22 protein-coding genes are annotated in these 26,229 nt (G+C 69.2%); 8 read left to right on the top strand and 14 right to left on the bottom strand.

Features of this window, described 5'->3' with window-relative positions; all coding sequences use genetic code 11:
- Nucleotides 1-37 precede the first annotated feature (37 nt).
- On the bottom strand, nt 38-238 hold the full coding sequence (locus tag AC07Y4_RS25475) for a hypothetical protein (protein WP_495275273.1): 201 nt from the start codon (nt 236-238) through the stop codon (nt 38-40).
- 38 nt (nt 239-276) lie between these two features.
- On the opposite strand from AC07Y4_RS25475, the gene AC07Y4_RS25470 reads away from it, so the two are divergent.
- Nucleotides 277-510 carry an ATP-binding protein gene (locus tag AC07Y4_RS25470; RefSeq protein ID WP_082818010.1) on the top strand — a complete coding sequence of 78 codons (234 nt, stop codon included), beginning with the start codon at nt 277-279 and terminating at the stop codon, nt 508-510.
- 117 nt (nt 511-627) lie between these two features.
- Here the strand turns inward: AC07Y4_RS25470 and AC07Y4_RS25465 are convergent, their stop codons facing one another.
- Nucleotides 628-1,008 carry a cupin domain-containing protein gene (locus AC07Y4_RS25465; RefSeq protein ID WP_487850051.1) on the bottom strand — a complete coding sequence of 127 codons (381 nt, stop codon included), beginning with the start codon at nt 1,006-1,008 and terminating at the stop codon, nt 628-630.
- A gap of 168 nt (nt 1,009-1,176) precedes the next feature.
- Entirely contained in the window at nt 1,177-2,889 is a 1,713-nt protein-coding gene (locus AC07Y4_RS25460; protein ID WP_487850052.1) for a phospholipase D-like domain-containing protein, read from the bottom strand.
- 208 nt (nt 2,890-3,097) lie between these two features.
- On the opposite strand from AC07Y4_RS25460, the gene AC07Y4_RS25455 reads away from it, so the two are divergent.
- From AC07Y4_RS25455 to AC07Y4_RS25440, 4 genes are all read left to right on the top strand, one after another.
- The gene (locus tag AC07Y4_RS25455) at nt 3,098-3,781 is read left to right on the top strand and encodes a response regulator (RefSeq protein WP_487850053.1); all 684 of its coding nucleotides are present in this window, start codon (nt 3,098-3,100) and stop codon (nt 3,779-3,781) included.
- 2 nt (nt 3,782-3,783) lie between these two features.
- Nucleotides 3,784-5,553, top strand: coding sequence for a hybrid sensor histidine kinase/response regulator (locus tag AC07Y4_RS25450; protein ID WP_487850201.1), 1,770 nt, complete (start codon nt 3,784-3,786; stop codon nt 5,551-5,553).
- A 30-nt stretch (nt 5,554-5,583) separates the two neighbouring features.
- Nucleotides 5,584-11,211, top strand: a complete 5,628-nt coding sequence (locus AC07Y4_RS25445) for an alkaline phosphatase D family protein (protein WP_495275272.1) — start codon at nt 5,584-5,586, stop codon at nt 11,209-11,211.
- A gap of 458 nt (nt 11,212-11,669) precedes the next feature.
- Complete coding sequence (locus AC07Y4_RS25440) at nt 11,670-12,065, top strand: hypothetical protein (RefSeq protein ID WP_062479336.1); 396 nt, start codon at nt 11,670-11,672, stop codon at nt 12,063-12,065.
- An 18-nt stretch (nt 12,066-12,083) separates the two neighbouring features.
- Here AC07Y4_RS25440 and AC07Y4_RS25435 read toward each other — a convergent pair whose 3' ends face one another.
- From AC07Y4_RS25435 to AC07Y4_RS25425, 3 genes are all read right to left on the bottom strand, one after another.
- Complete coding sequence (locus AC07Y4_RS25435) at nt 12,084-14,213, bottom strand: tripartite tricarboxylate transporter substrate-binding protein (protein ID WP_487850055.1); 2,130 nt, start codon at nt 14,211-14,213, stop codon at nt 12,084-12,086.
- A gap of 144 nt (nt 14,214-14,357) precedes the next feature.
- Complete coding sequence (locus AC07Y4_RS25430; protein ID WP_487850056.1) at nt 14,358-14,804, bottom strand: hypothetical protein; 447 nt, start codon at nt 14,802-14,804, stop codon at nt 14,358-14,360.
- A 140-nt stretch (nt 14,805-14,944) separates the two neighbouring features.
- Entirely contained in the window at nt 14,945-15,268 is a 324-nt protein-coding gene (locus AC07Y4_RS25425) for a winged helix-turn-helix transcriptional regulator (protein ID WP_070061672.1), read from the bottom strand.
- Nucleotides 15,269-15,326: 58 nt separating this feature from the next.
- On the opposite strand from AC07Y4_RS25425, the gene AC07Y4_RS25420 reads away from it, so the two are divergent.
- The 3 genes from AC07Y4_RS25420 to pyrF are packed head-to-tail and all read left to right on the top strand — an operon-like array spanning nt 15,327 to nt 16,985.
- On the top strand, nt 15,327-15,869 hold the full coding sequence (locus AC07Y4_RS25420) for a carboxymuconolactone decarboxylase family protein (RefSeq protein WP_185993614.1): 543 nt from the start codon (nt 15,327-15,329) through the stop codon (nt 15,867-15,869).
- Nucleotides 15,870-15,906: 37 nt separating this feature from the next.
- Nucleotides 15,907-16,233 (top strand): EthD family reductase, encoded by a 327-nt coding sequence (locus AC07Y4_RS25415; RefSeq protein ID WP_487850057.1) that lies wholly within the window; start codon nt 15,907-15,909, stop codon nt 16,231-16,233.
- 41 nt (nt 16,234-16,274) lie between these two features.
- Complete coding sequence (gene pyrF / locus AC07Y4_RS25410) at nt 16,275-16,985, top strand: orotidine-5'-phosphate decarboxylase (protein WP_487850058.1); 711 nt, start codon at nt 16,275-16,277, stop codon at nt 16,983-16,985.
- A gap of 182 nt (nt 16,986-17,167) precedes the next feature.
- Here the strand turns inward: pyrF and AC07Y4_RS25405 are convergent, their stop codons facing one another.
- The 8 genes from AC07Y4_RS25405 to AC07Y4_RS25370 are packed head-to-tail and all read right to left on the bottom strand — an operon-like array spanning nt 17,168 to nt 26,152.
- Nucleotides 17,168-18,064, bottom strand: coding sequence for an NAD(P)-dependent oxidoreductase (locus tag AC07Y4_RS25405; RefSeq protein ID WP_487850059.1), 897 nt, complete (start codon nt 18,062-18,064; stop codon nt 17,168-17,170).
- 4 nt (nt 18,065-18,068) lie between these two features.
- On the bottom strand, nt 18,069-19,517 hold the full coding sequence (locus tag AC07Y4_RS25400) for an aldehyde dehydrogenase family protein (protein WP_487850060.1): 1,449 nt from the start codon (nt 19,515-19,517) through the stop codon (nt 18,069-18,071).
- A 26-nt stretch (nt 19,518-19,543) separates the two neighbouring features.
- Complete coding sequence (locus tag AC07Y4_RS25395; protein ID WP_487850061.1) at nt 19,544-20,944, bottom strand: amidase; 1,401 nt, start codon at nt 20,942-20,944, stop codon at nt 19,544-19,546.
- Nucleotides 20,945-20,951: 7 nt separating this feature from the next.
- Nucleotides 20,952-22,445: an ABC transporter substrate-binding protein gene (locus tag AC07Y4_RS25390; protein WP_062479362.1), complete on the bottom strand. Its 1,494-nt coding sequence runs from the start codon at nt 22,443-22,445 to the stop codon at nt 20,952-20,954.
- A gap of 52 nt (nt 22,446-22,497) precedes the next feature.
- Nucleotides 22,498-23,313, bottom strand: a complete 816-nt coding sequence (locus tag AC07Y4_RS25385) for an ATP-binding cassette domain-containing protein (protein WP_139702719.1) — start codon at nt 23,311-23,313, stop codon at nt 22,498-22,500.
- 8 nt (nt 23,314-23,321) lie between these two features.
- The gene (locus AC07Y4_RS25380) at nt 23,322-24,314 is read right to left on the bottom strand and encodes an ABC transporter ATP-binding protein (RefSeq protein WP_070061677.1); all 993 of its coding nucleotides are present in this window, start codon (nt 24,312-24,314) and stop codon (nt 23,322-23,324) included.
- A 6-nt stretch (nt 24,315-24,320) separates the two neighbouring features.
- The gene (locus tag AC07Y4_RS25375; protein WP_369644307.1) at nt 24,321-25,205 is read right to left on the bottom strand and encodes an ABC transporter permease; all 885 of its coding nucleotides are present in this window, start codon (nt 25,203-25,205) and stop codon (nt 24,321-24,323) included.
- Nucleotides 25,202-26,152 carry an ABC transporter permease gene (locus tag AC07Y4_RS25370; protein ID WP_070061679.1) on the bottom strand — a complete coding sequence of 317 codons (951 nt, stop codon included), beginning with the start codon at nt 26,150-26,152 and terminating at the stop codon, nt 25,202-25,204. The genes AC07Y4_RS25375 and AC07Y4_RS25370 overlap by 4 nt, the downstream gene beginning before the upstream one ends.
- Nucleotides 26,153-26,229 lie beyond the last annotated feature (77 nt).

The following is a 26,229-nucleotide window of genomic DNA, read 5'->3' as shown; positions in this document are numbered from 1 at the left end:
AGGGTAGGGTTTTACGTGGGTCAGTCTTAGACGGAAATTACTGCGTTAACTGGGTCAAATTTCGGCGGCAATCAACAGTGTAGGAGGCAGCGGTCTTGCCTTCGACTGCTTCAAACACCGGAAACAGGTCGTCGGGCAACGCGAAGAAGTGTCGCTGTGTCATGTCCGTCGATCGGTTTTTGGCAAATTGGAAGGCAGGCGCGAACGTCCGTTGTTGGCAGACTGGCGCCAGCAGCATGCTACCTTCCGGACCGATACGGCTCGTTGGAATCACAGATGGACGTACATCAGCCTCGCCGCCCGCACCGACCCGGTTGGCTGCCCGTTGTCGACGCCGCGCGTTGCACGGGCTGCGGCTGGTGCGTCGCTGCGTGCGACCTTCACCTTCTCAGTCTCGAAGTCGAGCAATGGAAGAAGTTGTCGACGCTTCAAGACGCGGATCGGTGCACGGGCTGCAGCGATTGCGCAGTGACTTGCCCTTTTCATGCGATCACCATGCGAAAGGGCTGAAACGCCCTCGCCGCCCAGGCACTCCGCAGACCCGGGCGCGTGAGCCGGACGGTCGCGGGTGCCACGCCCCGTTCGACCATCCCGAAGAAGTCTCTTCCCGAGGCCTCTCACCTCGGCTCAGCTTTGGGACTTTGCGTATTCCTCCGCGCTCATCATCTCCAGCCCGACGAACGGCGCGTTGCCTTCGACCCATGCGTCGTGACCCGGCGGAATGGTGTACGACATGCCTTCCTCGATGACAGTCTGCGAGCCGTCATTCATTTGCACGGTGATCCGGCCGGACACCGCATACCCGACGTGAGCCACCTGGCAACTGTCCGTGCCCACGACCGGCTTGATGCACTTCGACCAGCGCCACCCGGGCTCGAACTTGAAGCGTCCGAGCGTGTAGCCCTCGAGGCGGACCACTTCAACCCGGGTCTTCTCAGGCTCCCGAACCTCATCCGGTTCGTCATGGGATTTCGTCTGAAGCTTGTTGACGTTCATCGGACTTGCCATCGCGACTCTCCTTGCGACACGAGTGAGCAAACAGTCCGCGGCAGTCTCGTGCCGAACCGCACGTGAACGATGGAATGGTAGTCCTGGGCCACGCGTGCAGTGATCTATTTCTTGCACGAAAGCGCCGCTCTTTCGAAGAGCGTCATGTGGCAGTTTGCGTAAGCCGGGTTACAGAAAATCTTCGTCCACCACCAGCGACAGCACGGACCAGCGCAGTCGCTGGGCCCAGTTCGATTCGGGCTCCCGGTGAAGCACCCAGCGACGTCCGTCGCGCAGGAAGCTCCATTGCAGGCCGCCTCGCAGAGGTACCTCGCTCACGGTGAAGCTCGCGGGCATGCGCACGCGCTGGATCAGGTCGGCCAGTTCGCTGGCCAGCGCGGGGCTGTCGACGATCAGGCCCAGTTCGGTGTTGCAGTGCGCCGAGCGCCGGTCCATGTTCATCGACCCCACGTAGAACCAGCGCCGGTCGACCACCGCCAGCTTGGCGTGCAGGCGACCGAGCGAGCCGCGGCTGCTTTCGGTGTCGCTCCAGGCGGGATGCGCTTCGCTGGCCGGCATCAGCTCGTACAGCATGGCGCCCATCTGCAAGAGGGCGCTGCGGTAGCGCGCGTAGCCGTAGTGCACCAGCGGTTCGTCGGTGGTGGCGAGCGAATTGGTCATCAGCGACACGCGCGCGCCCTCGCGGCTCGCCTGGCTCAGGGCCTCGATCATGCGGGGCATGGGCACGAAGTAGGGCGAGACGACGAGCACCTCCGAGCGCGCGGTCCGGAACAGGTCGAGGTTCGCGGCCATGACCGCGCCCTCGCGGCCTTGCGGCGCTGCGGCTTCTTCGACGTTGCCGCCGGCATCATCAGCGAAGCGGCCTGGCACCGCCGCGTCCGCAACCACGCGCACCTGCGCAGGCACCAGCGCGACGCGCCCCTGCGCCAGCTGCGCGCCGACCGGGCCGCGTCCCAGCGCATCGGGTTCGTCGGCAGGAGGCATGAAATGCGCGAGGTCGCGCACCAGCGCGGCGAAGCGTTCGCGCGCAGGAGCCGCTGCCGGGGCGCTTTCGGCCGCAATGGCTTCGAAGGGGTACGACAACGGTCCGTTCCAGAAGGCGTCGAAGCTTGCCGACAGCGCGCGCACCGCCGGCCCGGCCAGCAGCGCGTCCATGTCGATGAAGTTCGCCGGCTTGCTGCGCCCGAAGTACTCGTCGGCGATGTTGCGTCCGCCGGTGATGGCGAAGCTGTTGTCGGCAATGAAGAGCTTGTTGTGCATGCGCCGGTTCACGCGGCCGATCTCGTGCAGCGACAGCAGCACGCGTGTGCGCAGGCCGCCGCTGCGCACCGGCAGCGGGTTGAAGACGCGCACCTCGACGTTGGCGTGCGCGGCCAGCCCGGCCAGCATCTCGTCGTCTCCGCCCGTGTACAGGTCGTCGACCAGCAGGCGCACGCGCACGCCGCGCTGCGCCGCGTCGCGCAGCTCGCGCAGGAACTGCCGCCCCGCGCTGTCTGGGGCCACCACGTAGTACTGCGCGTCGACGGTGTGTTGTGCGGCCTGCGCGAGTGCGATGCGTGCGTCGAAGGCCTGGTCGCCGCCGGGCAGCAGGCGCACGCCGGACACATCGGACATTGCGGGCATCGCACTGTCCGCAGCCGGCAGCGACGCGGCGGCGATGCGCGCCAGGGGGCTGTCCCCGAGGTCGGTGCGCGCGTGCGACGCGACACGGGGTACCTCGCCGGGCAATGCGGCGCAGCCCGCCAGCAGCGAGACGGCGAGCATGGCCGCGGCGCAGAGCCAGCGGGCGAGCGCCACATGGTGCAGCGCCAGGATGCAAAAGCGGCACGCAAGGGGCTCCCATGCGGCACGCAGCGCGGCAAGAGACTGGGGGGTGTTCATGGCGGACCTCGGTGCATCGGATGCGAAGTGGCGATCGATGCAGGCAGTTTTCCGCGGGGCGCGCGCCGCAACCATTGCGCGCAGCGCCTAGTCCCCGGCGTGGCCATCCGACTAGGCCTTTGGTGTAGGTGAGCACGCTCGCTTCTTGGGGGGCTTTGCGCTAATCTGCATTCAGGACGGGGAGGGTCACCGTAGACGAGAGGCCTGTATGAAGGTTCTGCTGGTCGATGACCACGAGATCGTCTGGAACGGCACGCGCCTCCTGCTGGAGCGCATGGCCGCCGAGATCGAACCCGGCCGTCCCTTCCATTTCGACGCCGTGCGGGACGCCGAGCAGGCCTGCCAGCGCGACCCCACCGGCATCGATCTGCTGCTGCTCGACTACCACCTGCCCCAGCTGTCCGGGCTGGCAGCGCTCGAGGCCGTGAAGGCGCACTTCGAGGCCACGCCCGTGTGCATGCAGTCGGCGGAAAGCTCGCCGCAGCGCGTGCGCGAGGTCATCGAGGCCGGCGCGGCCGGCTTCATTCCCAAGTCGTACCGGCTCGAGGACATGGAGGCCGCCCTGCGCGTGGTGCTGCGCCACAAAATCTACCTGCCGGCCGAGTTCGTGCTGGCCGACGACGTGACCCGCGCGCGCGACCCCGACGAGCTGCCGCGCGAAGACCTCGCGGGTTTCCTGCGCGTCGAGCTGTCGCCGCGCCAGCGCGAGGTGCTGGCGCTGGCGATGCGGGGCATGCCGGTCAAGCTGATCGCGCGCCAGCTGCTGATTGCCGAGGGCACCGTGAAGGTGCACCTGTCGATGGTCTACCGGGCGCTGGGCGCGCGCAACCGCACCGATGCCATGTGCCGCGTCTTCGACGCGCAGGCGGCATGGGCGCTCGAGGCTGCGTGAGCATGCCGGCCGCGCTGGACGAACTGGACGAGCGGCGCCTGCAGGTCGTCGCCGAGCAGGCCGTGGGGTTGCGCTGGCAGATCCTGCTCACCGCCGTCGTCGTCGCGGCCATCGTCTGGCGCGATGTGCCGACGCCCTGGGTGCTCGGCTGGTTCGCGGCAGTGATCGCCAGCCGCGAGTGGCGCGCCGCCGCGCTCGCGCGCATGGCCGCCGACCGCGCCCGCCCCATCGCCGCGCGGCTGCGCGCCACCGTGCGCTGGAACGTGCTGATCGGTGCCTGCAACGGTTCCGCGGCGCTGTTCATGGCCCGGCTCGACCCGACGCTGGACGCGGTCCTCACGATGATCCTGGTGTCCTGGGGCGCGGGCGCCGTGTCGACCAGCGCGACAGTGATGCCCGCCTTCCTGGCCTACGCAGGGCTGCTCTTCGTGCCCACGGCGGCCATGTGGCTGGCGGCCGGCGGCTGGCTCGGCGGGGGCGTGGCCGCGCTGGTGCTGATGTTCTTCGGCGTGCAGACGCGCTTTGCCCGGCGCAACCTGCAGACCTTCGAGGAGTCGTTCGGCATCCGCGCCGAGAACCAGGCGCTGGCCACCTCGCTGGAGTTCGAGCGCGCGCAGCTGGCCATTGCGCGCGACCAGGCGGTGCGCGCCAACAACGACAAGAGCCGCTTCCTGGCCGGCGCCAGCCACGACCTGCGCCAGCCCCTGCAGGCGATGGCGCTCAACGTGGGGGCGCTGCGCCACGTGGCGATGGCGCCCGATGCGCGCGCGATCGTCGAGGTGGTCGACAGTAGCCTGGAGCAGCTGCGCGCCATGCTCGACGCGCTGCTCGACGTCTCGAAACTCGACGCCGGCGTGGTGGTGGCCCAGCCGCAGCGCGTGCAGATCGACCGGCTGCTGACCGCCGTGATGGCCAGCTTCGGTGCCGCGGCGGCGGCGCGCCGGGTCGCGCTGCACACCGACTGTCCGCCCGGCCTGGCGGTGCGCACCGACCCCGACCTGCTGCGCCGCATGCTGGCCAACCTCGTGGACAACGCGATCAAGTTCTCGCCCGCGGGCGGGCAGGTCGAGGTGCGGGTCCGCACGCAGGACGCATCGGACGCCGGGGTCGAACTGACCGTGCAGGACAGCGGCCCCGGCATCGCCCCCGAGAACCACCGGCTCGTGTTCGAGGACCTGGTGCAACTCCAGGCCACGGGCTCCGGCACCGCGCCTGCCGCAGGGCATGGCCTGGGCCTGGGCATCGTGCGGCGGATGGCCGAGCTGCTGGGCGTGCCGGTCGAGCTCGAGTCCCGCCTCGGCGCGGGCGCCTGCTTTCGCCTGCGGCTGCCGCGCGCCGCGCCCGTCGGCGCCGACGGCTGCGAGGGCGACGGCACCGGTGCACCGTGGAGCCTGGCAGGGCGCTGCGTGCTGGTGCTGGAGGACGACCCGATGGTGCGCGGCGCCTACCTCAACGCGCTGGGCGCGATGGGCTGCCGCGTGCTGTCCGCCGCCACGCTCGACGAGGCGCTGGCGCAGGTCGACGAGCCCGATGCGGTGGTGCTCGACTGCCGGCTCGGCGGCGGCGTCTCGGGCTTCGATGCCGCCGAGCGCCTGCGGGCGCGGCGCAGTGCACAGCCGGCACGCCCCGCGCTACCCATCGTCATGGTCACGGCCGACACCGACCCCGCGGTGGTCGAGGCGGCGCGGCGGCAGGCGCTGCCGCTGCTGCGCAAACCTGTCGACGACCAGACGCTCGGCCGCGCGCTGGCCGCAGCCATCGAGCATTCCTGAATCCGCGATCCATTCCGCGAGGAGCCGAACATGAACGACGGTGGCCGCGACGACGAGGATGACCCCGGCGACCGCCTGCTCTCGCAGGGCGCCGAGGTGCTGGTGCGCGAGATCGCCGCGGCGCCGCCCGACGCGCTGCACTGCGATGTGCTGGTCATCGGCAGCGGCTACGGCGGCGCGGTGGCGGCGGCACGCTTGGCGGGCGCGCTGTCGCTGGACGCGACGCCCGGCATCGCACCGGGCGCCGTGCCGATCAAGGTCTACGTGCTGGAGCGCGGCAGCGAATACCTGCCGGGCGAGTTTCCGGCCACCTTCGCCGAACTGCCGGGGCACGTGCGCTTCAGCATGCAGGACGGCCGGCCCGCGCGCGGCAACGCCTCGGGGCTGTTCGACCTGCGCCTGGGCGGCGAGGTGAACGCGCTGCTCGGCAACGGGCTGGGCGGCGGGTCGCTCATCAATGCGGCGGTGATGGAGCGCGCCACGTCCGATGCCTTCGAGGGCGGTGCCTGGCCCGGGGGCCTCGATCTTGCCGCGCTGGCGCAAGGCTACGGCAAGGCCGAGGCCATGCTGGGCCTGGAGCAGATTCCCGAGAGCGTGTCGAAGCTCGACTCCCTGCTGAAGGCCGGCGCGCGGCTGCATGCGGCGGGCGGCAAGGCCCATGTCGCCATCGCCTTCGACGACGGCACGCGCACGCCGGCCCAGGTGGCGATGCACCGCTGCCTGCGCTGCGGCGACTGCGTGAGCGGCTGCAACCACCGCGCCAAGAAATCGCTGGACACCAACTACCTGGCGCTGGCCCACGCACGGGGCGCGCGCCTGTTCACCGGCGGCACCGCGCACCGCATCGCGGCCCTGCCGGGAGGGGGCGGCTATGCCGTCGAGTTCTTCTTCACGGACCGGCGCAAGGCACGCACCGACAACGCCCGGCCCTACGTGGTGCGCGCGCGGCGGGTGGTGGTGGCTGCCGGCACGCTGGGCTCCACCGAGCTGCTGCTGCGCTCCAGGGGCCCGGGCCTGCCCATATCGCAGGCCGTGGGCCGCGGCTTCTCGGCCAACGGCGACATGATCGCGGTGGCGGCGGCGCAGAACGACGAAGCGCTGTCCAGCGCGCCCGAAGGCGAGGCGCCGGCGCAGCGCGGCATCGGGCCGACCATCACCGGGTTGCTGCGCACCTGCGCGACGCGGGGCGAGCGCCCGCTGGTGATCGAGGAGTTCGCCATTCCCGCGCCGCTGCGCCGCCTGCTGGCCGAGGTGGTGACCACGACCGACGCGCTGCAGGCGCTCGCGCACATGGACCTCGACCTGCACGCGCCAGACGAAGGGCGCGATCCCCTGGCCGTGGACGACGACATGCTGCGCCGCACGCCGGTCTACGGAATGATGGGCGACGACGGGGCGGCCGGCCAGATCCGCTTCGTCGGTCATGGCGGCGAGGGCGCCGTGCTGGCCGACGCGCAGGTGCGCGTGACGTGGCCGAAGGTGGCCGCGCTGCCCGTGTTCGAGGCGCAGATGCGCGCCCTGCATGCGGCCCACGATGGCGTGGGCGGACTCGGCGGGCGCGTGCTGGCCAACCCGCTGTGGAAACCGATACCGCCGTTCGGCAGCCTCGCCGACCTGGTCGGCCAGCTGGAGGGCGTGGGCTCGGTGCTGACCGTGCACCCGCTGGGCGGTTGCCGCATGGCCGACGGGTGCGAGCGCGGCGTGGTCGACAGCTGGGGCCGCGTCTACGACGGCGCTGCGGGTGCTTCTGCTGTGCCGTCGCTGCTGCCGGGCCTGGCGGTGCTTGATGGCTCGATCGTGCCGGTGTCGCTCGGCATCAACCCCTCGCTCACCATCGCCGCGCTGGCCGAGCGCGCGGTGCCCGTGCTGGCCGAGGACTGGGGCTTGGCGCTGGCCGGTTCGCCGCAGCCGCCGCCGTCGCAGCGCCCGTTGCGCCGCGACCTGACCCGTCCCCATGCGCCCGCGCCCACGCGCGTCTCGCTGCGCGAGCGCATGACGGGCCGCGTGCACATCGACGGCCAGGCCTTCGCGCTGAGCGCCGAAGTCGAATTCGAGCCGTTCGACGTGCCGTCCCTGCGCGCGGCGCCGCGCGTGCTGTCCCAGCCGGTGGTGGTCCTGCGCTTCGGCAAGGGCGACGACGCGCCCGTCGCGCATTGCACCGGCACCGCATCGATGCTCGTGCGCGAGAAGAGCGACAGCATCGAACGCATCCTGCGCAGCCACGGGTTGGCACGCAAGAAGCTGCTGGCGCTGGTGCAAAGCCTGCTGGACGCGCGCGCCGCTTCGGCCGGCGGCGCGATCGACGAGGACGATGCCGTCTTCGAGGGCCCCGCCATGGCCGACCTGCTGGCGCTGTGCTCGCACCTGGGGCAGGTGCGCCTCATCGACTACGACTGGACGGTGGCGCGCATCGCGCACGGCGCGCCGCTGAAGGAGGGCGATCGGCTGCGGCTCACCAAACGCATCGCGTTCGTCGAAGGCGGCAACCCGTGGCGGCAGCTGAGCGAGGGCGAACTGCAGCAGCTCGGCCCCGATGCGCCGAAGCCGCTGGGCCGTCTGGTGCTGGACCCTTCCTACTTCGTCGAGACGCTGCAACCCCTGCTGCGCGTCGAGCACCAGCAGGACATGCCCAACCAGCTGGCCGACCTGGCCGAGCTGGCGCTGTGGGTGCTGCGCATCGTGCTGCACATTCACCTGCTGCACTTCGTGCCGCCGCCCGACTCGCCGCAGCGCGACTGGGAGCGTCTGCCCGGCGAGGTGTACGGCGTGCGGCCCGAGCCGGTCGAGCTCGTCACCGCGGCCGGCCCGGGCAGCGCGCCGCCGCGGCTGCTGTCGCGCTACCACCCGCCGGTGCGCCGCGCGGGCACGCGGCCTGTGATGCTGATCCACGGCTACGGCGCGAGCGGCTCCACCTTCGCGCACAGGAGCATCCCCGGCAACCTGGTGCACAGCCTGCTCGCGGCCGGGCGCGAGGTCTGGGTGCTCGACCTGCGCACCAGCATCGGCTTTCCGAACCGGCCGCGGCGCTATTGGTCGTTCGACGAGGTGGCCGAGATCGACATTCCGGACGCCTTGCGCACCGTGCAGGCGGCGCATGCAACGCCCGACGAAGCGGCGCCCATCCAGATCGACGTGGTGGCCCATTGCATCGGCGCCGCCATGTTCAGCGTGGCGGTGCTGCGCCTGCCGGGGCTGCATGCCTCCATCGGCGCGGTGGTGCTGTCGCAGGTGGGACCGCTGCTGCGCGCCACGGCCTTCAACCGCTTCCGGGGCTATGTGGCGGGCTACCTGCAGCAGTTCATCGGCATCGACGAGTTCGACACGCGACCCACGCTCACGCGCATGAAGCGCCTGCTCGTCGACGGCCTGCTGGCGACCTTTCCCTACCCCGATGACGACGGGGAGGCGCAGCGCTTGCGCGAGGCGCCGGGCTTCGCGGCCGTGCGGCACCGGGCCGACGCCATCTTCGGCCAGACCATGCGGCTGCACAACATCGGCAAGGACACGCTCGATGCGCTCGATTCGATCTACGGCTTCGTGAAGGTGCGCGGCCTCGCCCAGGTCGGCAACTACGCCCGCGAAGAAGTGCTGACCGATGCCGGCGGGCAGGGCCATGCAGTGGGCTTCGAGCAGGTCGGCCAGCGCTTCGGCTTTCCGGTGTTCATGCTGCACGGGCAGCGCAACGCGGTGTTCGACTGGCGCGGCTCGTACGACAGCTTCTGGCTGCTCAAGCGCGTGTTCGGCAAGGACGAAGGCCTGCCGCGGGAGCCTCCGCAGCTGCCGGAACCGTCGGACGCTTCGAAGCCTTCCGGGGGCGACCTGTTCCTCGGCGAAGGTACCCCGCACCAGCTGCTGGTGCTCGGTGACTACGGCCACCAGGACACGCTGATCGGCGAGAAGGCCTGCATCGACGTGTTCCCGCACATCGTGCGCTTCCTCGAAGCCTTCGACCACAAGCCCGGCCGCGGCCATCCGGTGCCGCCCGACTGGCGGGCCAGCCTGCCGTGGACCGGCCCGTGGCTCGGTCACGCGAGCCGCGCGGCGGGCAACGCGGGCCGGCTGCATTGCCGGCTGGCGCTGCGCCCGCCGCCCGCGCATGTGTCGGCGCGCGCCGTGGTCTTCGTGCCTGCGTGGCGCCGCGACGGGCGCTGGTGCTTCGACTTCGAATGGATGGTGGGCCTGGAGACCACGCGCGACAAGCTCCTGCAGGAGGCGGTGGAGATCGACCTGTTCGACGATCGGCTTGCCGACTACCAGGGCTTCGCGGTGCTGACGGCGCACGACGACCTGCCCATGGCGCGCGGCCCCCTCGAGGTGCTGGGCCGGAGGCTGCCGGCCGGGCTGTTCGCGCAGCCGCAGGACGAGCCCATCGAGCCCATCCGCAACCAGGTGATGAAGACGCTGGACGCCGCCACCGACGCGCAGCGCGAGCGCGCCGTGGTGCGCCTCGACCCCGCATGGACCGGCGCCGTGCAGCGCGAGGGTGAGCCCGCACAGGCCTCGCTGTGCTTCGTGCTCGCCAGTTGCCAGTACGTGCCGGGCCTGGTCGACCGGGTGCCCGCGCAGGCGTCGTACCGGCGGCTCGCGCAGCGGCTCGAGGTGCTCGCGCCACCGCACAAGCCGCAACTGCTGGTGTTGGCCGGCGACCAGGTGTATGTCGACCAGACCGCCGGGCTCTTCGTGCCGGCCGGCGGCGACGACGTCGGCCAGGCCTATGCGCTCACCTTCAGGCTGGAGGCGCTGCGCCAGGTGATGGCCTCGCTGCCGACCTGTCCGCTGCTCGACGACCACGAGGTGATGGACGACTGGGAGCCGGGCCCCGACCCCTATGGAACGCCGGCCGTGCGCGCCGCGCTCGACGGCTACGTCGCGCAGCAGCACAAGCTGGTGCGAGGCATCGGCCCGCACCGCGACCCGCGTCCCTTTGACTACCGCATGGCGCCGGCCGGTTTCCCGTTCTACATGCTCGACACGCGCAGCACGCGACAGCGGCGGGCGCTGCGCACGGACGCGCAAGCCGTGCCGCTGGACCAGGCGGCGATCCGTGCCGAGGCCGGCATGGGCGACCTGAAGAAGTGGCTCGAGGCCGCGCCCGCCGGGCTGCCCAAGTTCATCGTGTCGCCGGTGGCGCTGTTCCCGATGCCGCGCGCGGCCGTCTTCGGCGACCCGGCACAACGCCTGGGGATGGACGACTGGAGCGGCTACCCGGCCTCGCAGCGCGCGCTGCTCGAACTGCTGCGCGACACCACCGCGCGCCACGTGGTGGTGCTGTCGGGCGACCGCCACATGTCGAGCGTGTCGAGCCTCTGGCTGCAGGCGGCGGGCGGGCCGGTGGAGGTGATCTCGGTCGTGTCCTCGGGCCTGTATGCACCCTGGACCTTCGTCAATGCGCGGCCCGACGCGTTCTGGCTCGACGGCCGGGTCGAGCTCGGCGCCGTGCCGGGTGCCTTCGGCGCCACCATGGTCACGGCGGCCGTGGGCACCGGCAACGGCTTCGCCGTGCTGCAGGTGGAGCGGGGTGCCACCTGCCATTGGCGGCTCGGCGTCACCCTCGACCTGGACGACGGGCTCACGCAGTGCCTTCGCGACCTCGATCCCGCCGGCGGTGGCTGGACGGTGCAGGGGCCGGCGCGCTTCGCACGCAAGCAGCGCCTGTGATCCGCGACAGCAGGCAGAAGAAACGGGCCCGCGAAATCGACAGGCCGTTTACAGGCACCGTACGCACGACACAGTGCCATACAAGCCACTGCACAGTTGCCTTCACAGTGCTCTTCCGCCGTCGCCGGCGCCGTTGCCACGGAGTTTGCGTAGGCCACCCACAACGCCCTTCGGCCACCTTGCCGAGGGGCCATCGGAGCACAAGCCGTGTCGTCGCAGAAAAAGAACGCCGCCTTCCTCGTCTCGACCTCGGGCCACCGCCTCCCGGCGTGGCCGCGGCGTGCAGGAAGAAGCAGGCCTCGTTCGCGTACGCCGGCTGGATCTGGCGCGCAGAAAAGTAGCGCTTTTTAGTTAATGCCATGTAACGCCATCGGGCGTTACCGACAGGCCAACCAGGCGCTTGGACGCACGCGCTCGGCTGAACGCATGCTGACTGCGCGACGTCAGAGGGGCATGTCATGTTCACCCGTTACGCCATCCGCGCGCTGCTGTGCATCGCCGTCGTGCCGGCCATCTCCGAGGAGCCCGCACCCATTCATGGCCGCGTGTTCCTGAGCAAAGCCGAGGTCGAGAGCACCTTGATCGGCAAACCCATCGTCTCGAGCAATCTGTCGACCGGCATGGTCTCGCGCTGGCAGTTCTATACGGATGGCCGCGTCGACTTCGTCAACCAGAGCGGGCCCGGCAAGGCGTCGGGCAAATGGGTTCTCAACGCCGACGGCTCGATGTGCGTGACGATGATTTCTCGAACCGGGTGCCGCTACTGGTTCAGGAACGAGAAAGACGGTGCCATTGCGAATGCCAGGACCAGGGAGCCGAATGCGCCGACCGTGGCCGAGATACGGTTCGAGTGATGGTGGGAGACAACGCCCTCAACGCGCCGGTGATGAAAGCGCACGCATCCAGCGTTCGCGCTCTTCGTCTTCCAGCGCCAGCAGGCTCTCTGGCGACCCGCCGCCGCCGACCACGCGAAGGTCCTGCAACTGCTTGCGCACCTCGGGCTTGGCAAGCACCTGGGCCACGGCTTCCTGCAAGGTGCGATTGGACGCGGCCTCCGAATTCGCGGGCGCCCAGAGGCTGAAGTGGTCGTAGGTCGTGTAGCCGCTCAAGGGCGCGCTCGAGCCCAGCGTCGGCCACGGCACGCCCTCGAAGCTTTGCGGGTGCGCCGGGTCGGCGGTGGTGCCCAGCACACGCAACTGGCCGCGTCGCACGGCGACCGCCACGCCGTTCACGGGCGCGAACAGCAGGTCCACCGCATGCTCCTTCGTGATGACGTCTGAGTCGGGGTACATGCCCTTGAAGACCACGCGCTGCACGTCGACGCCGCTCGCTGCGCGGAACTGGCCGAAGGCGAGGTGGCCCGTCCAGCCGTCGTCGCCCGTGCCGATGCGCAGGCTGCCCGGGTGGGCCCGTGCGTAGGCCAGCAGGTCGTCCGTGCTGCGGATGCCCAGCGTGTCGGCCTTCGTGCTGTCGATGGCCAGCACCAGAGGCTCCGATGCCAGCAGCGTGACGGGGCGAAGGGAATGCATCAGCGCATCGATCGGCGCGGCCTGGTGCACGCCCTCGATGCCTCCGCGCGGCAGCCGCAGTGCCGCAAGCAGGACCTTCTCGTTGCCGCCCTCCGTCATCAGCCGGCGATAGTCGGCCTCGGTGGCTGTCGGCACGTGATCGACCTGCACGCTGCGTCCCAGCAGGGTGGGCAAGTGGCTGGCCAGCATCTCGGCATAGTGGCCGCTGCGGCCACCGGGCGGAACCAGCACGGTGACGTGCAGCGCGGGCTGCGGCACGGCGGCAAGCCATTGCCCTGCATCGTTCATCAGGCCATAGCGTATTTCCCACGCGCCGCCCGTGGACGTGTTGCGCACCAGGGCTTCGGCCACCCAATGGCGGCCCACGCGGTGGAACTGCCGGATGATCGGCCGTTCGTCCTGCCACCCGGGCGGCCGCCAGTCCTGCGGGAACGCGCCCGAGACGACGGCGTAGCCATGACGGAACCGGCGCGCCGATTCGAACTGCGGCGCGATCGCCCATTGGCCCCGCGCGTTCTGGTAGCCCCATCGGCCGGTGGCCGCGTCCTTGACCGGCCGCAGCGCGGCGCCGGCATTGCTGCCGCCGCGCAGTCGTTGCCAGCGGCACACCTGCGGCGTGCTGGCGTTGCGCTGGAGGTCCAGCCCGTCGGCGGTGCACAGTTGGATGCGCCGCTGGGCGGTGGCATCGGGCCGCTCGCCGAAGATGAACGGAATCACCATGCGTCCTCGCGCGTCGATCAGGCCCGAGCCGGTGGAGCCAGGCGTCACCATCTGCCGCTTGTAGTCCATCCAGCGTGCCGTGGTGATGTCCCGCGGCGGGGCGGGGGGGCGCCACTGCCCCCGCGCATCGCGCAGGCCGGGCTGTGCGAACACCGTGTCCACCTGCAGCTCGGAAGGCACGGGCCTGGACCCATCGGGCATCAGGTAAGAGAGGGCCGCGGGGGAGTCGGCGGAGATCGTGTCCTTGCCATCGCAACTCACGGGCGGAACGGCCCACTGGCCTTGCGCATCGATGCGCCCGTTGGCCGTGGTGGTGCGCAGCCCGCCGCCGGGCTTTCGCTCCACCAGCCACACCCGGTGCAGCGGCTGCAGTGCGGGATTGACGGAGATGTATTCCTGCCGCACGACCTGCCAGCGTCCATCGCAGAAGCTGCGCGCCGTCGGCGAAAGGAAAAGCACGCGCCCGTCGAGGCCGTCGAACAACGCGGGGGCGCGCTCGCTGTGCTTGCCCGGATTCAGGCTCAGCCAACGCGCCCGTTCGATCAGGTTGGGGGCGATGCCGATGGTGAAGGTGAAGATGTCTTCCCACGGTGGCGCCTGTGCATCCACTGGCTGCAGTTGCCAGGTCGGCTGCATCGGCAACGCGCGTTCCGGGTTGGCGTACAGCGCCTGGTAGGTCGGTGGCGCTGCGCGGGCCGGACCGAGGGCGATGCCGAGCCACAGCAGGGCGGCAAAGAGACGCAGCCGCTTCATCGGGCGAGCAAGAAACAAGGGTTCAGCCTCGGGTCGTGGCCGTAGATGGAGGCCATTCCATCGCAGGCATCGCAGTTCGCCGAGGCGCTCGCGGTTGAACGCGTGGCGGCTGTTTGCCTGCTTGAACGATTTGTGGGCCCACGCTCAAACTTCGTATGCATAGATGCAAGTGAGCTCAGCCCCTTTCAGCGCGGATTGAAAGGGCTCAGGCGCATTCTTGAGGATGGCGCCAAAGCTGGCGTTGAGTTTGCCGGCACCCATGCTGCCTTTGTACTTGATGCTCTTGGGCTTGGCTTGAAGCTGGAGCTTGTTCGAACCGGACAGCGCAGCCTCCAACCTGAAGACGCCATGGCGGAAATCAGTGGACTCGGAGGTTTCCGCCTGGGGTGAAACCAGGCGCATGGTTTGCCCGCCGTAGGAGAGCTTCAGATCGACTTCCACGATGGAGGCGGGAACATCACCCACCAAGGTGAGTGCCTGCCCCGCGTGACTGCCCGTGCAGTTCAGTCGCGCCGTATTGGCACCTGCGAGGGCCTGACCCGAGAGGGCGGACAGCAACACGAGGGTGCAGAGAGGAAAGATTTTTCTCATAGGTTTTCCAAGGCACTGACGCGATGTGTCCCGCACGACCTGCGAGACAGGCTGGGCAGCGCGAACATGCCGGTCACGGGCTCCTCCACAAAAACGTTTCTGATCATAGGCGGAGCCATTCGCCGCGGATGCTCCGCTTCTCATCGCTTTCCGCGCCCCCACTGGTCCGCCCAGGCTGACAACGGCTTCAGCGCCTTCGAAAGCCGCCGCCCTTCGTCCGTCAGTCGATAGCCACCCTCGGCATGTTCGACCAGATCGACTTCCCTCAGTTCGGTGAGCCGCGTGTTGAGCAATCGGGTGTTCGTCTCGCACGCGTCCTGCAGCGCTCTGAAGGTCAGTGAGCCCTCCCGAAGTTCCCAGAGCACGCGCAGCGCCGTGCGCCGGCCCAACAGGTCCAGCGCGACCATGAGGGGGCGGCCGGTGGTGGAGCCGCGAACTGGGTGGCCGATGCGAGGTGTCGTCATGCTTTACTTTATACAGCAACGGACCTACGATGGCGTGGCCCTTGAATCAGGAGTCTGCATGCCCGCACGCATCGAGCCAGCAACGCCACCATTTGGTGAAGACATTTCCAGGTCACTCGACAGGGTGATGAAGGGACAGCCCCCCTTGCGGCTGTTCACGACCTTGGCACGCGACCCGCGTCTGTTTCAGAAGTTCTTTGCCGGCGGGTTGCTGGACAAAGGCCACCTGAGCATCCGACAGCGCGAGATCGTGATTCACCGCACCACGGCATTGTGCAAATCCGAATATGAATGGGGCATCCATGTCACGGTCTTCTCGAGGCTCGCTGGCCTGACGCCAGAGCAGGTTCAGGCGACCGTCACGGCTTCGGCGAACGACGCCTGCTGGTCGGCCGAGGACCAGGTGCTTCTGCGCCTGTGCGACGCCTTGCACGCGCACGCCGACATCGACGATGGCCTGTGGGACGCGTTGCGAACGTACTTCAGCGAAGAAGCCATCATCGAACTGCTGATGCTGGCCGGCTTCTATCGCACCGTCAGCTACCTCACGAACGGGCTGCGCCTGCCCTTGGAAGCGTCGGGCGCACGATTCCCCGCTTGAGGCTGTCAACCAGCGTGCAACCCCAGGAGAAATCTCGATGATCAAGGTCAGTGTCATGTACCCCTACGCCGCAGGCGCGCGATTCGATCACGCGTACTACCGCGAGAGGCACATGCCCATGATGAAACGACTGCTCGGCGCAGCGTGCCTGTACTACATGGTGGACAAGGGCATCTCGGGGCGCGGTGCGGGCACCGACCCTGCGTACATCGCCAAGTGCGACTTCGTCTGCACCTCTGTCGAAGCGTACCGGGCAGCTTCTGCCCAGCACCAGGAGGAGATCCGGGGCGACATCGCCAACTACACGGACATTCAACCCATGGTGCAGATCAGCGAGGTGGTCGTGGAGCGTTCGGAGGCCTGAGTTCTCTCCGAGCGCGGGGCGTCGGCATGGAGAACAAGCCAATGAGTACGGACAGCCGCATCATCGTGTCGCTCGACTTCCCAGCCGCCGCATTGGCGGCGGACCTCGTGAAGCAACTGGGCGCAGCGACCACGCACTACAAGGTCGGCCTGCAGCTGCTGACAGCGGCAGGACCTTCGGTCGTCCGCGAGCTCGCAGAGGCAGGGAAGCGTGTCTTTCTCGACCTCAAGCTGCTGGAAATCCCCAGCTCGGTGGCGGGCGCGGTCACCGCAGCCGGACATCTGGGTGCGTCGATGGTGACGGTGCACGCCTCAGGCGGTTCCGCCGTGCTTCGCTCGGCCGTCGAGGCCGCGAGCCCGTTCCCTCAACTGAAGGTGCTTGCGCTCACCGTCATCACCAGCATGGGTGACCAGGATCTGAAAGAGGTGGGCGTTGCCTCGACGGTTCCAGAGCAGGTCGCACGGCTGGGCCGTCTGGCCGCCGCGGCCGGTTGCCATGGCGTTGTTTCGTCGCCGTTGGAGGTGAGGCTGCTTCGCGAGATCCTGCCGCCCGATGCCCTGATCGTGACGCCAGGCACGCAGCTCCCAGGCGATGAAAAGAATGACCACGCGCGGGCTGCGACGCCCTCGCAGGCCATCGGGGCTGGTGCGACGCACGTGGTCATCGGCCGCCCGATATCGCGTGCCCCAGATCCTGCGGCCGTGTTCGCGGCCGTGCGCGCAGAACTGGCTACCGCCATCCAACAACACTGAAGCGGTCAGGCGGGTTGGGGCTGGCACTTCGCCGCAGCGCCTGAACGGCCAGCACCACAGCCACGCTCATCGTGCGCAGGACGCTGGGTGCTCCCCGCAGCGAAATCAAGGAGGAGGCCGCAGGCCGGGGGACATTCGCGCAGCGAAGTACCCGGTGGCCTGCGCACGCGCCCTGAAGAGTTTCAGCGCAGCGCTTCGACCAGATCGAGCACCATGCGATCCGGCCCGAACACTTCGACCCCGTGCGCCAGCAAGGCATCCACAGCCTGCGCAATGCCATGGCTCGAAGACGATTGCTCCGCCATGTCGTTGTAATACCCCAGGTCCTTCTTCGCATTCGCCATCGAGAACTTCAGCGAATCGGTGCTGCCCGTCAGCAGCTTGGGCTTGAGGCGTTCCAGCGCCACGCCGTTGCCGCCGCCCTTGGCGAGCACGTCGACGAACACCTCGGGCTTCACGCCGGCGCGTTGCGCGCAGGCCGCGGCCTCGCACAGCAGCGCCACGGTGCCCAGCGACACGAAGTTGTGCAGCAGCTTCATCGCATGGCCCGCGCCCACATCGCCGACGTGCGTGACGTTCTCGGCAAAGCAGCGCAGCAGCGGCAGGCACGAGGCCAGCACCTCGGCGTCGCCGCCCACCAGCAGGTTCAGGCGGCCTTCGGCGGCCTCCTTGGCGGTGCGGGTCATCGGCGTGTCGAGGAAGCGGCCGCCCTTGGCGAGCACGGCCTGCGCCACCTTGGCGGTGGAGGCGGGCACGGCGGTGGAGCAGTCGATCACCACGGTGCCGGGGCGCAGCGTGGTCAGCGCGCCGTTGTCGCCGAGCATCACGGCCTCGACCTGCGGCGTGCCGGTGACGCACAGGATCAGCACATCGACCTGCGCGGCCAGCGTGGCCACGTCTTTGACCGAGGTGGCGCCGGCCTTCAGCAGGTCGGCGATCGGCTGATTGCCCGCGTGCTCCAGCACCGTGAGCTGGTGGCCGTGCTTGACGATGTTGCTGGCGATGCCGTGGCCCATCAGGCCGACGCCGACGAGGCCGACTTTGCGCGAGGTTTGTTGTTGCTGTTCAGTGGTGGTCATGAATTCATCCGTGCTTGATGGCGATGGTCTTGAGGGTCGTGAAGCCGAGCAGGGCCTCGAAGCCCTTCTCGCGGCCGAAGCCACTCGACTTCACGCCGCCGAAGGGCAGTTCTACACCACCCGCCGCCCCGTAATTGTTCACGAACACCTGGCCGCAATGCAGCCTGTGCGCCATGCGCAGCTGGCGCGCGCCATCGCGCGTCCACACGCCAGCCACCAGGCCGAAGTCCGTGCCGTTGGCCAGGCGCACCGCCTCGGCCTCGTCGGCGAAGGGCATCACGGCCAGCACCGGGCCGAAGACCTCGCGCTGGGCCAGGTCGCTGTCATGCGGCACGTCGCGGAACAGCACGGCCTCCTGGTAGTAGCCGGTGGACGGTGCCTGCGGCGACACCGTGCCGCGCGCCGCCACCTTCATGCCGCTCGCCTCGGCGGTCGCGACCATGTCGCGCACCTGGCGGAACTGCTTCTCGTTGATGAGCGGGCCCATGTCCAGGTCTTCGGCGGGCGTGCCCGCGCGCACGGCCGTGAAGCGCTTGGCGAGGCGCTGCACGACTTCTTCATAGATCGACTGCTCCACCAGCACGCGGCTGCCCGCCGAGCAGGTCTGGCCCGCGTTCTGGATGATGGCGTTGAGCAGCACGGGCTCGGCCGCGTCGAGGTCGGCGTCGGCGAACACGATCTGCGGCGACTTGCCGCCCAGCTCCAGCGTCACCGGGCAGTGGCGCTCGGCCGCGGCCAGGCCCACGCTGCGCCCGGTCATGGTCGAGCCGGTGAACGAGATGTGGTCGATGCCTGGGTGCGCGCACAGCGCGGCGCCGGCTTCCTTGCCGTAGCCCGTGACCACGTTGAGCGCACCGGCCGGAAAGCCGACCTCGGTCGCGATCTCGGCCAGGCGCAGCAGCGAGAGGCTCGCGTCTTCCGCCGGCTTCACCACGCAGGCGTTGCCCGCGGCGAGCGAGGCGCCCACGCTGCGGCCCGCGATCTGCATCGGGTAGTTCCAGGGAATGATGTGGCCCGTCACGCCGTGCGGGATGCGCACCGTGAGCACGGTGTAGCCGCGCTCGTAGGGCAGGGTGTCGCCGTGCAGCTTGTCGCAGGCACCGGCGTAGTACTCGAAGTAGCGCGCCAGCGCGGTCGCGTCGTTGCGCGCCACGCGCAGCGCCTTGCCGGTGTCGCGTGCCTCGAGCTGGGCCAGCTCTTCGTGGTGCTGCATCACGGCGGCGCCGAGCTTGGCGAGCAACCGGCCGCGCTCCAGCGCGGTGGTGGCGCCCCAGGGGCCGTCGAAGTGCTCGCCCATGGCCTGGCGCGCGGCGCGCACGGCGGCATCGATGTCGGCGGCGGTGCCGCGCGCGATTTCGCCGAATTTCTGGCCGTCGCTCGGGTCGATCACGTCGATGGTGGCGTCGACTTCGGACGCCACGCGGCGGCCGTCGATGTAGTGGGTGGCGGTCATGGGAAGGTGTGTCTCCGTATGGCGGTTCAGATCGGCTCAGGCCAGGGCTTCTGGGCGCCGCGAATCTGTTCGAAGGCGCGGCTGAACTGCAGCACGCCCAGGTCGTCGAAGCGGCGGCCGGCCACCTGCAGGCCGATGGGCAGGCCTTCGACCGAGTAGCCGCAGTTGACCGACGCGGCAGGCTGCTCCGACATGTTGTAGGGCACCGTGAAGCCGATGTGTTCCAGCGGCCGCATCGGGTCGTTGGTGGGCGAGGCATGGTCCGCGGGCGCGGGCATGTTGGGCGACACCGGCGAGATCACGAAGTCGTAGGCCTTGGTGGCGGCGACCGTGGCCGCGCGCGTGGCGACGAATTGGCTGTAGCCGTCGAAGACGTGCGCGCCCGAGAAGCCGGCCGCGCTCTCGGCCCATTCGCGGATGTACGGCAGGATCTTCGCGCGCTGTTCGGCGCTCATGGCCTGCATGTCCAGGCACGAGCGCATGCGCCAGAAATGGTCCATGCCCTGCAGCATCTGCGGCGTCATGAAGGCGGGGATTTCCTCGACGTGTGCGCCGGCGGCCTCGATGCGTTTCGCGGCATCGCGCACGGCCTGCGCGATCTGCGGATCGAGCGGCAGGCCGCAGCCGGCGTCCATGTGCAGCGCCACACGCTTGCCCTTGAGGAACGACGGATCGACCTCGAAGGCGTTCCAGTCGATCACGGGCGGCGGCAGTTCCGAATAGTCGCGGTCGTCGGGCTGCGCGACCGAGGCCATCATCAGCGCCGCGTCGGCCACGGTGCGCGTCATCGGGCCGGCGCAGCGGCCCATGTAGGGCGAGCTCAGCGGAATGCGGCCGAAGCTGGGCTTGAGCGTGAAGATGCCGCACCAGCTGGCCGGCAGGCGCAGCGAACCGCCGATGTCGGTGCCCACGTGCAGCGGGCCGTAGCCTGCGGCGGCGGCTGCACCGGCGCCCGCGCTGGAACCGCCCGGCGTGCGCGAGGTGTCCCATGGGTTGCGCGAGAGGTCGTGAAAGCTCGACAGTCCCGACGACAGCATGCCCAGGTCGGGCATCGTGGTCTTGGCGACCATCACCGTGCCGTCGGCCTTCAGGCGCGCGGCGGGCGGCGAGTCGTAGCTCACCGGCACGAGCTCGTAGGCGGCGGTGCCCAGCGGCATCGGGTCGCCCTCGGTCGCGAGGTTTTCCTTGATGGTCACGGGCACGCCGTCGAGCGCGCCGCGCGGCGTGCCGGCGCGCCAGCGGGCTTCAGAGGCGCGCGCCTGTTCGAGCGCGGCTTCGGGGCGGAACAGCCAGGTGGCGCGCAGTTGCGGCTCGCAGGCCGCGATGCGTTCGTTGACCGCGCGCGTCACCTCGACCGGCGAGAGTTCCTTGGCGGCATAGGCGGCGTGCAGTTCCTGCACGCCCAAGGCGTAAAGAGGTTTCGTCATGGCTGCATCAACCCCACGAGATGGCCGCCAGGTCGTTCGCGACGATCGGCATGTTCGGCCACAGGCCCTTCACTTCCTTGCGCGCGACCGTGGGGAACACGGCCTGGAACAGGAAGCCGTTGACGGCATCGTTGGCGAGCATCTTCTGCGCCTCGCCGAGCAGCGCGTTGCGCTTCTTCTCGTCGGGCTCGCTCTGCACCGAGGCGTACAGGTCGCGGAACTTCTTCGAGTCGTAGCCCCAGTAGTAGTCGGGCTCGGTGTACTTCACGAGGTCGAAGGGCTCGACGTGCGCGACGATGCTCAGGTCGAAGTCGTGGCCGCCGCCGAAGGTGCCGCTGAGCCACTGGGCCCACTCGACGTTCTGGATCTTCACGTTGATGCCGATGGCCGCGAGCTGGGCCGCGATCACCTCGCCGCCCTGGCGCGCGTACGAAGGCGGCGGCAGCGTCATGCGCAGTTCCAGCGGGGTCTTCACGCCGGCGTCGGCCAGCAGCTTCTTCGCCTTGGCGATGTCGAAGGGGTTGATGCCGGTGGTGTCGACATAGCCCGGCGCGCCGATCGGGTAGTGGCTGCCGATGGCCTTGCCGAAACCGTCGGCCGCGCCCTGGATCACCACGTTGCGGTCCACCGCCGCCAGGATGGCGCGGCGCACGCGCACGTCGTCCAGCGGCTTGCGCTTGTTGTTGATGGCCAGGATCACCTTGCTGCGCGTGCCCACTTCGAGCACACGGAAGCGCGGGTTGGCGCGGAACTGGCCCACGCTGCGCGTGCCGGCGCGCGGGAAGATGTCGATGTCGCCGGCCATCAGCGCCGCGGTCTGCGCGGCCGAGTCGGACATGAACTTGAAGACGAACTTGTTGACCTTGGCCAGCGCCGGGTTGCGGTACGTCGGCGACTTCACCAGCGAACAGGCCGAGCCGCGCTGCCAGCTGTCGAGCTTGTAGGGGCCGGTGCCCACGGGCTTGGTGGCGTTGGTGTCGGCGCTCTTGGGCTCGACGATGCAGGCGGTGGCCTGGCCGAGCATGAAGAGCAGGTCGGGGTTGGGCTGCGCGGTGGTGATGACCACCGTGTCGGCGTCGGGCGTCTTCAGGCTGATCTCGCTGAAGAAGCGCTTGTCCTTGTTGGTGCTCTTCTCGCCGGCCGCGCGCTCGAAGCTGAACTTCACGGCGGCGGCGTCGAAGGCCTCGCCGTTCTCGAACTTCACGCCCTTGCGCAGCTTGAAGGTGTGGGTCTTCAGGTCGGGCGACACGGTCCAGCTCTCGGCCAGGAGCGGCGTCACGCTGCCGTCGGCGTTGATCTTGGTCAGCGTCTCGAAGATGTTGTAGTGCGCGATCTCGGCGATGGCCGAGGCGGCGGCGGTCGTCGGGTCCAGGCCCGGCGGTTCCAGCGGCATGCCGATGGTCAGCATGTTCTTGCCGGTCTGGGCCTGCGCGAACAGCGGAAAGGCGCCGGGGATCGCGGCGGCGATGGCGGTGCCCATGAGGGTGCGTCGCTTCAACATTCGGGGGTTCTCCTGGAAGAAAAAAGAGGCTGCCGGTTAGACCCGTTCGGGCCTACCGCGATGGCGTGTGCAGCACGGCCGACAGCAAGGTGCGTGTGTATGGGTGTTGCGCGTGGGCAAAAAGTTCGGCGGGCTGGCCGCGTTCCACGATCTGGCCCTTGAACACCACGCACACCTCGTCGCACAGGTGGTTGACCACCGCGAGGTCGTGGCTGATGAGCAGGTAGCTGATGCCGAACTGCTGCTGCAGGTCCTGCATGAGATTGAGCACCTGGGCCTGCACCGAGACGTCGAGCGCGCTCACGGGCTCGTCGGCCACGATGAGCTTGGGGCGCGTGATGAGCGCGCGTGCAATCGCGATGCGCTGGCGCTGGCCGCCCGAGAACTCGTGCGGGTACTTGTCGAGGTCGGTGGTGCGCAGGCCGACGGCGGCGAGGGCTTCGGCGGCGCGCTCGCGCTGCTCGGCGCGGCGCGTTTCGGCCAGCGCCTCGAGCGGCTCGGCGACGATGCGCGCGACGGTCTGGCGCGGGTCGAGCGAACCGTACGGGTCCTGGAACACCATCTGGAAGTCGCGCCGCGCGGTGCGCAGCTCGGCCTTCGAGAGCGCGTGCAGGTTGCGGCCTTCGAGTGCGACGCTGCCCGAAGTGGGCGTGTCCAGCGCCATCACGAGGCGCGCGATGGTCGACTTGCCCGAACCCGATTCGCCGACGATGCCCACGCTCTTGCCGGCCTGCACGCTGAAGCTCACGCCGTTGAGCGCCTTCACGGTGGGCGGCGGGCCGAAAAGCTTTTCGCGCGGCAGGGCGTAGTGCCGCACAAGGTCGGTCACCTGCAGCAGCGGGGTCGAAGAGGAAGACGTCGAAGTCATCGGGGTGCTCATGCGGCGGCCAGCGTGGCGTGCGCGGCGACGGCGTCGAGGTGCAGGCAGCTCACCGCATGGCCGTTGGGTTGGCGGGCCACCGGCGGTTTCGTGGTGTGGCAGGCGTCGGTCGTGAAGTCGCAGCGGCCCGCGAAGCCGCAGCCGCGCGGAATGTCGACCAGCTCGGGCACGCTGCCGCGGATGGTGGGCAGCCGGCCCGCGCGCACGGCGCCGAGCGCGGGGCGCGCCGCGAACAGGCCGCGCGTGTAGGGGTGGGCGCGGTCGGCAAAGACCGTCTCGGTCGGGCCGCTTTCCACCGCGCTGCCGCCGTACATCACGAGCATGCGTTGCACGCTGCTGGCGATCACGCCGAGGTCGTGCGAGATGAGGATCAGCGCCATGCCCATTTCGGCGACCAGGCCCTGGATCAGGTCGAGCACCTGCTTCTGGATCGTCACGTCGAGTGCGGTGGTGGGCTCGTCGGCAATCAGCAGGTCGGGCCCGCAGGCCAGCGCCATCGCGATGCCGATGCGCTGGCGTTGGCCGCCCGAGAACTGGTGCGGGTAGGCGTCGAGGCGCGAGGCGGCGTCGGGAATGCCGACGCGGTCGAGCAGGTCGAGGGCCTCTTTGCGCGCCTGCGCTTTGGTGAGGCCGCGGTGCAGCATCAGCGGCTCGCCGACCTGGCGCGCGATGGTGTGCACCGGGTTCAGTGCCGTCATCGGCTCCTGGAAGATCATGCCGATGCGGTTGCCGCGCAGCTGGCACATCTGCTTTTCGGGCAGGCCGACGAGTTCCTGGCCGTCGAGTTTGATGCTGCCCGTGACCTTGGCGGTGGAGGGCAGCAGGCCCATGAGCGACATGACGGTGATCGACTTGCCGCAGCCCGACTCGCCCACGATGCCCAGCGTTTCGCCGCGCTCCAGCGAGAAGGAAATGCCGCGCACGGCTTCAGCCGGGCCGCGCTGGGTCTGCAGGCCGATGTGGAGGTCGTTGACTTCGAGAAGGGGCATGGCGGTCTACCTTGCGCGCGCCAGGCGCGGATCGAGCAGGTCGCGCAGACCGTCGCCCAGCAGGTTGAGGCCGAGCACCGCGAAGGCGATGGCCATGCCGGGGAACACCGCGAGCAGCGGCTGCTGGAACATGAGGGTCTGGGCTTCGCTGAGCATGCGGCCCCATGAGGGCTGGGGCGGCTGCGTGCCGAGGCCGAGGTACGACAGCGCAGCTTCGGCCAGGATGGCGATGGCAAAGCGGATGGTGATCTGCACGATCAGCACGGCCGAGATGTTGGGCAGCACGTGCTGCATCGTGATCGCGAACGATCCCTTGCCGCAGGCGCGTGCCGCGGCGACGTACTCGCGCGACCAGATCGCGTTGGCCGAGGCGCGCGTGATGCGCGCGAAGGTCGGGATGTTGTAGATGCCGATCGCGATGATGGCGTTGACGATGCCGGCACCGAACACGGCGGTCATCATGATGGCCGAGAGGATCGCGGGGAAGGCGAGCGTGAAGTCCGACAGGCGCATCACCGCCTCTTCGACCCAGCCGCGCCTCGCTGCAGCGAGCAGGCCCAGCGCCGTGCCGACCACGAGGCCGATGCCCACGGCGATCACTCCGACGAGGATGGACGCACGCGCACCCACGAGCAGCAGCGAAGCCACGTCGCGCCCGAACGCGTCGGTGCCGAGCCAGTGCGTGGCCGAGGGGCCCTGCATCTTGTTCGCCATGTCCATCGCGTAGGGCGACCAGGGCGTCCAGACGAAGGAGAGCAAGGCCGCCAGCAGCAGCAGCAGGGCGAACACACCGCCGATGACGAAGCTGCGGTGCTTGACCGCGCGGCGCCAGAAGCCGGGCGCGAGGGGCGCGGCGGATGCGGGCACGGAAGGGGAGAGGATGGCGCTCATATGTCGCTCGCCTTGATGCGCGGGTCGATCACGGCATAGAGCACGTCGACCACGAAGTTCACGATGACGACCATGGCCGCGAGCAGCATCACGCAGTTGCGCACCACGATCAGGTCGCGGTTGCTGATGGCCTGGAAGATCAGGCGGCCCAGTCCGGGCAGGTAGAACACGTTCTCCACCACGATGGTGCCGGCCAGCAGCTCGGAGAACTGCATGCCCATGACGGTGATGACGGGGATCATCGCGTTGCGCAGCACATGGGTCCACAGCACCATGCGCTGCGACACGCCCTTGGCGCGCGCGGTGCGCACGAAGTCTTCCCGCATCACTTCGAGCACGGCCGAGCGTGTGATGCGGGCGAGGATGGCGGCCTGCACCACTGCGAGCGACAGCGCGGGCAGCAGCAGGGACTTGAGCCCCGCGAAGATGCCTTCACCCCAACCCTCGAAGCCGCCGGCGGAGAACCACTGCAGCTGCACCGAGAACACGAGGATCAGCAGGATGGCGAACCAGAAGTTGGGAATGGCGATGCCGACCTGGGCCATGCCCATGAGGCCGACGTCGCCGAGCTTGTTGTGGCGCGCGGCAGCCGTCACGCCCACGAGCAGGGCGATGACGACGGTGAGGGCCATCGCCATCACGGCCAGCGGCACGGTCAGAGCCAGGCGTTCCAGGATCAGGTCGATGACGGGCGAGCTGTAGGCATAGCTGTCACCGAGGTTGCCGGTGAGCAGGCCGCCGATCCAGTGCCAGTAGCGCGTCCACGCGGGCTGGTCGAGGCCGAGCTTGGTGGCCAGGGCGGCGACGGCGTCGGGCGAGGCGTCGGGGCCCATGAGCATCTGCGCGGCGTTGCCGGGGAGAATTTCGAGCACCAGGAACACGATGACGGATGCGCCGATCAGCGTGCCGATGAGCGTCAAGGTGCGCTTGAGCAGGAACAGGCCCATGGTTCAGTGGCTCCGTTGTTTGTCGCTGTTCGGGGCGTGTGCCCAGGCCACCGGGTACTTCCCTCCGCGAATGTCCC

Source organism: Variovorax sp. GW460-12-1-14-LB1 (assembly GCF_059423605.1).
The sequence above is the reverse complement of the archived record's forward strand: the minus strand, read 5'-3'. Positions and strand labels throughout refer to the sequence as shown.

Bases quoted from the DNA above. Each gene is read 5' to 3' on its own strand.
- AC07Y4_RS25475 (WP_495275273.1), bottom strand. From the start codon at position 238: ATGCTGCTGGCGCCAGTCTGCCAACAACGGACGTTCGCGCCTGCCTTC.
- AC07Y4_RS25470 (WP_082818010.1), top strand. From the start codon at position 277: ATGGACGTACATCAGCCTCGCCGCCCGCACCGACCCGGTTGGCTGCCC.
- AC07Y4_RS25465 (WP_487850051.1), bottom strand. From the start codon at position 1,008: ATGGCAAGTCCGATGAACGTCAACAAGCTTCAGACGAAATCCCATGAC.
- AC07Y4_RS25460 (WP_487850052.1), bottom strand. From the start codon at position 2,889: ATGAACACCCCCCAGTCTCTTGCCGCGCTGCGTGCCGCATGGGAGCCC.
- AC07Y4_RS25455 (WP_487850053.1), top strand. From the start codon at position 3,098: ATGAAGGTTCTGCTGGTCGATGACCACGAGATCGTCTGGAACGGCACG.
- AC07Y4_RS25450 (WP_487850201.1), top strand. From the start codon at position 3,784: ATGCCGGCCGCGCTGGACGAACTGGACGAGCGGCGCCTGCAGGTCGTC.
- AC07Y4_RS25445 (WP_495275272.1), top strand. From the start codon at position 5,584: ATGAACGACGGTGGCCGCGACGACGAGGATGACCCCGGCGACCGCCTG.
- AC07Y4_RS25440 (WP_062479336.1), top strand. From the start codon at position 11,670: ATGTTCACCCGTTACGCCATCCGCGCGCTGCTGTGCATCGCCGTCGTG.
- AC07Y4_RS25435 (WP_487850055.1), bottom strand. From the start codon at position 14,213: ATGAAGCGGCTGCGTCTCTTTGCCGCCCTGCTGTGGCTCGGCATCGCC.
- AC07Y4_RS25430 (WP_487850056.1), bottom strand. From the start codon at position 14,804: ATGAGAAAAATCTTTCCTCTCTGCACCCTCGTGTTGCTGTCCGCCCTC.
- AC07Y4_RS25425 (WP_070061672.1), bottom strand. From the start codon at position 15,268: ATGACGACACCTCGCATCGGCCACCCAGTTCGCGGCTCCACCACCGGC.
- AC07Y4_RS25420 (WP_185993614.1), top strand. From the start codon at position 15,327: ATGCCCGCACGCATCGAGCCAGCAACGCCACCATTTGGTGAAGACATT.
- AC07Y4_RS25415 (WP_487850057.1), top strand. From the start codon at position 15,907: ATGATCAAGGTCAGTGTCATGTACCCCTACGCCGCAGGCGCGCGATTC.
- pyrF (WP_487850058.1), top strand. From the start codon at position 16,275: ATGAGTACGGACAGCCGCATCATCGTGTCGCTCGACTTCCCAGCCGCC.
- AC07Y4_RS25405 (WP_487850059.1), bottom strand. From the start codon at position 18,064: ATGACCACCACTGAACAGCAACAACAAACCTCGCGCAAAGTCGGCCTC.
- AC07Y4_RS25400 (WP_487850060.1), bottom strand. From the start codon at position 19,517: ATGACCGCCACCCACTACATCGACGGCCGCCGCGTGGCGTCCGAAGTC.
- AC07Y4_RS25395 (WP_487850061.1), bottom strand. From the start codon at position 20,944: ATGACGAAACCTCTTTACGCCTTGGGCGTGCAGGAACTGCACGCCGCC.
- AC07Y4_RS25390 (WP_062479362.1), bottom strand. From the start codon at position 22,445: ATGTTGAAGCGACGCACCCTCATGGGCACCGCCATCGCCGCCGCGATC.
- AC07Y4_RS25385 (WP_139702719.1), bottom strand. From the start codon at position 23,313: ATGACTTCGACGTCTTCCTCTTCGACCCCGCTGCTGCAGGTGACCGAC.
- AC07Y4_RS25380 (WP_070061677.1), bottom strand. From the start codon at position 24,314: ATGCCCCTTCTCGAAGTCAACGACCTCCACATCGGCCTGCAGACCCAG.
- AC07Y4_RS25375 (WP_369644307.1), bottom strand. From the start codon at position 25,205: ATGAGCGCCATCCTCTCCCCTTCCGTGCCCGCATCCGCCGCGCCCCTC.
- AC07Y4_RS25370 (WP_070061679.1), bottom strand. From the start codon at position 26,152: ATGGGCCTGTTCCTGCTCAAGCGCACCTTGACGCTCATCGGCACGCTG.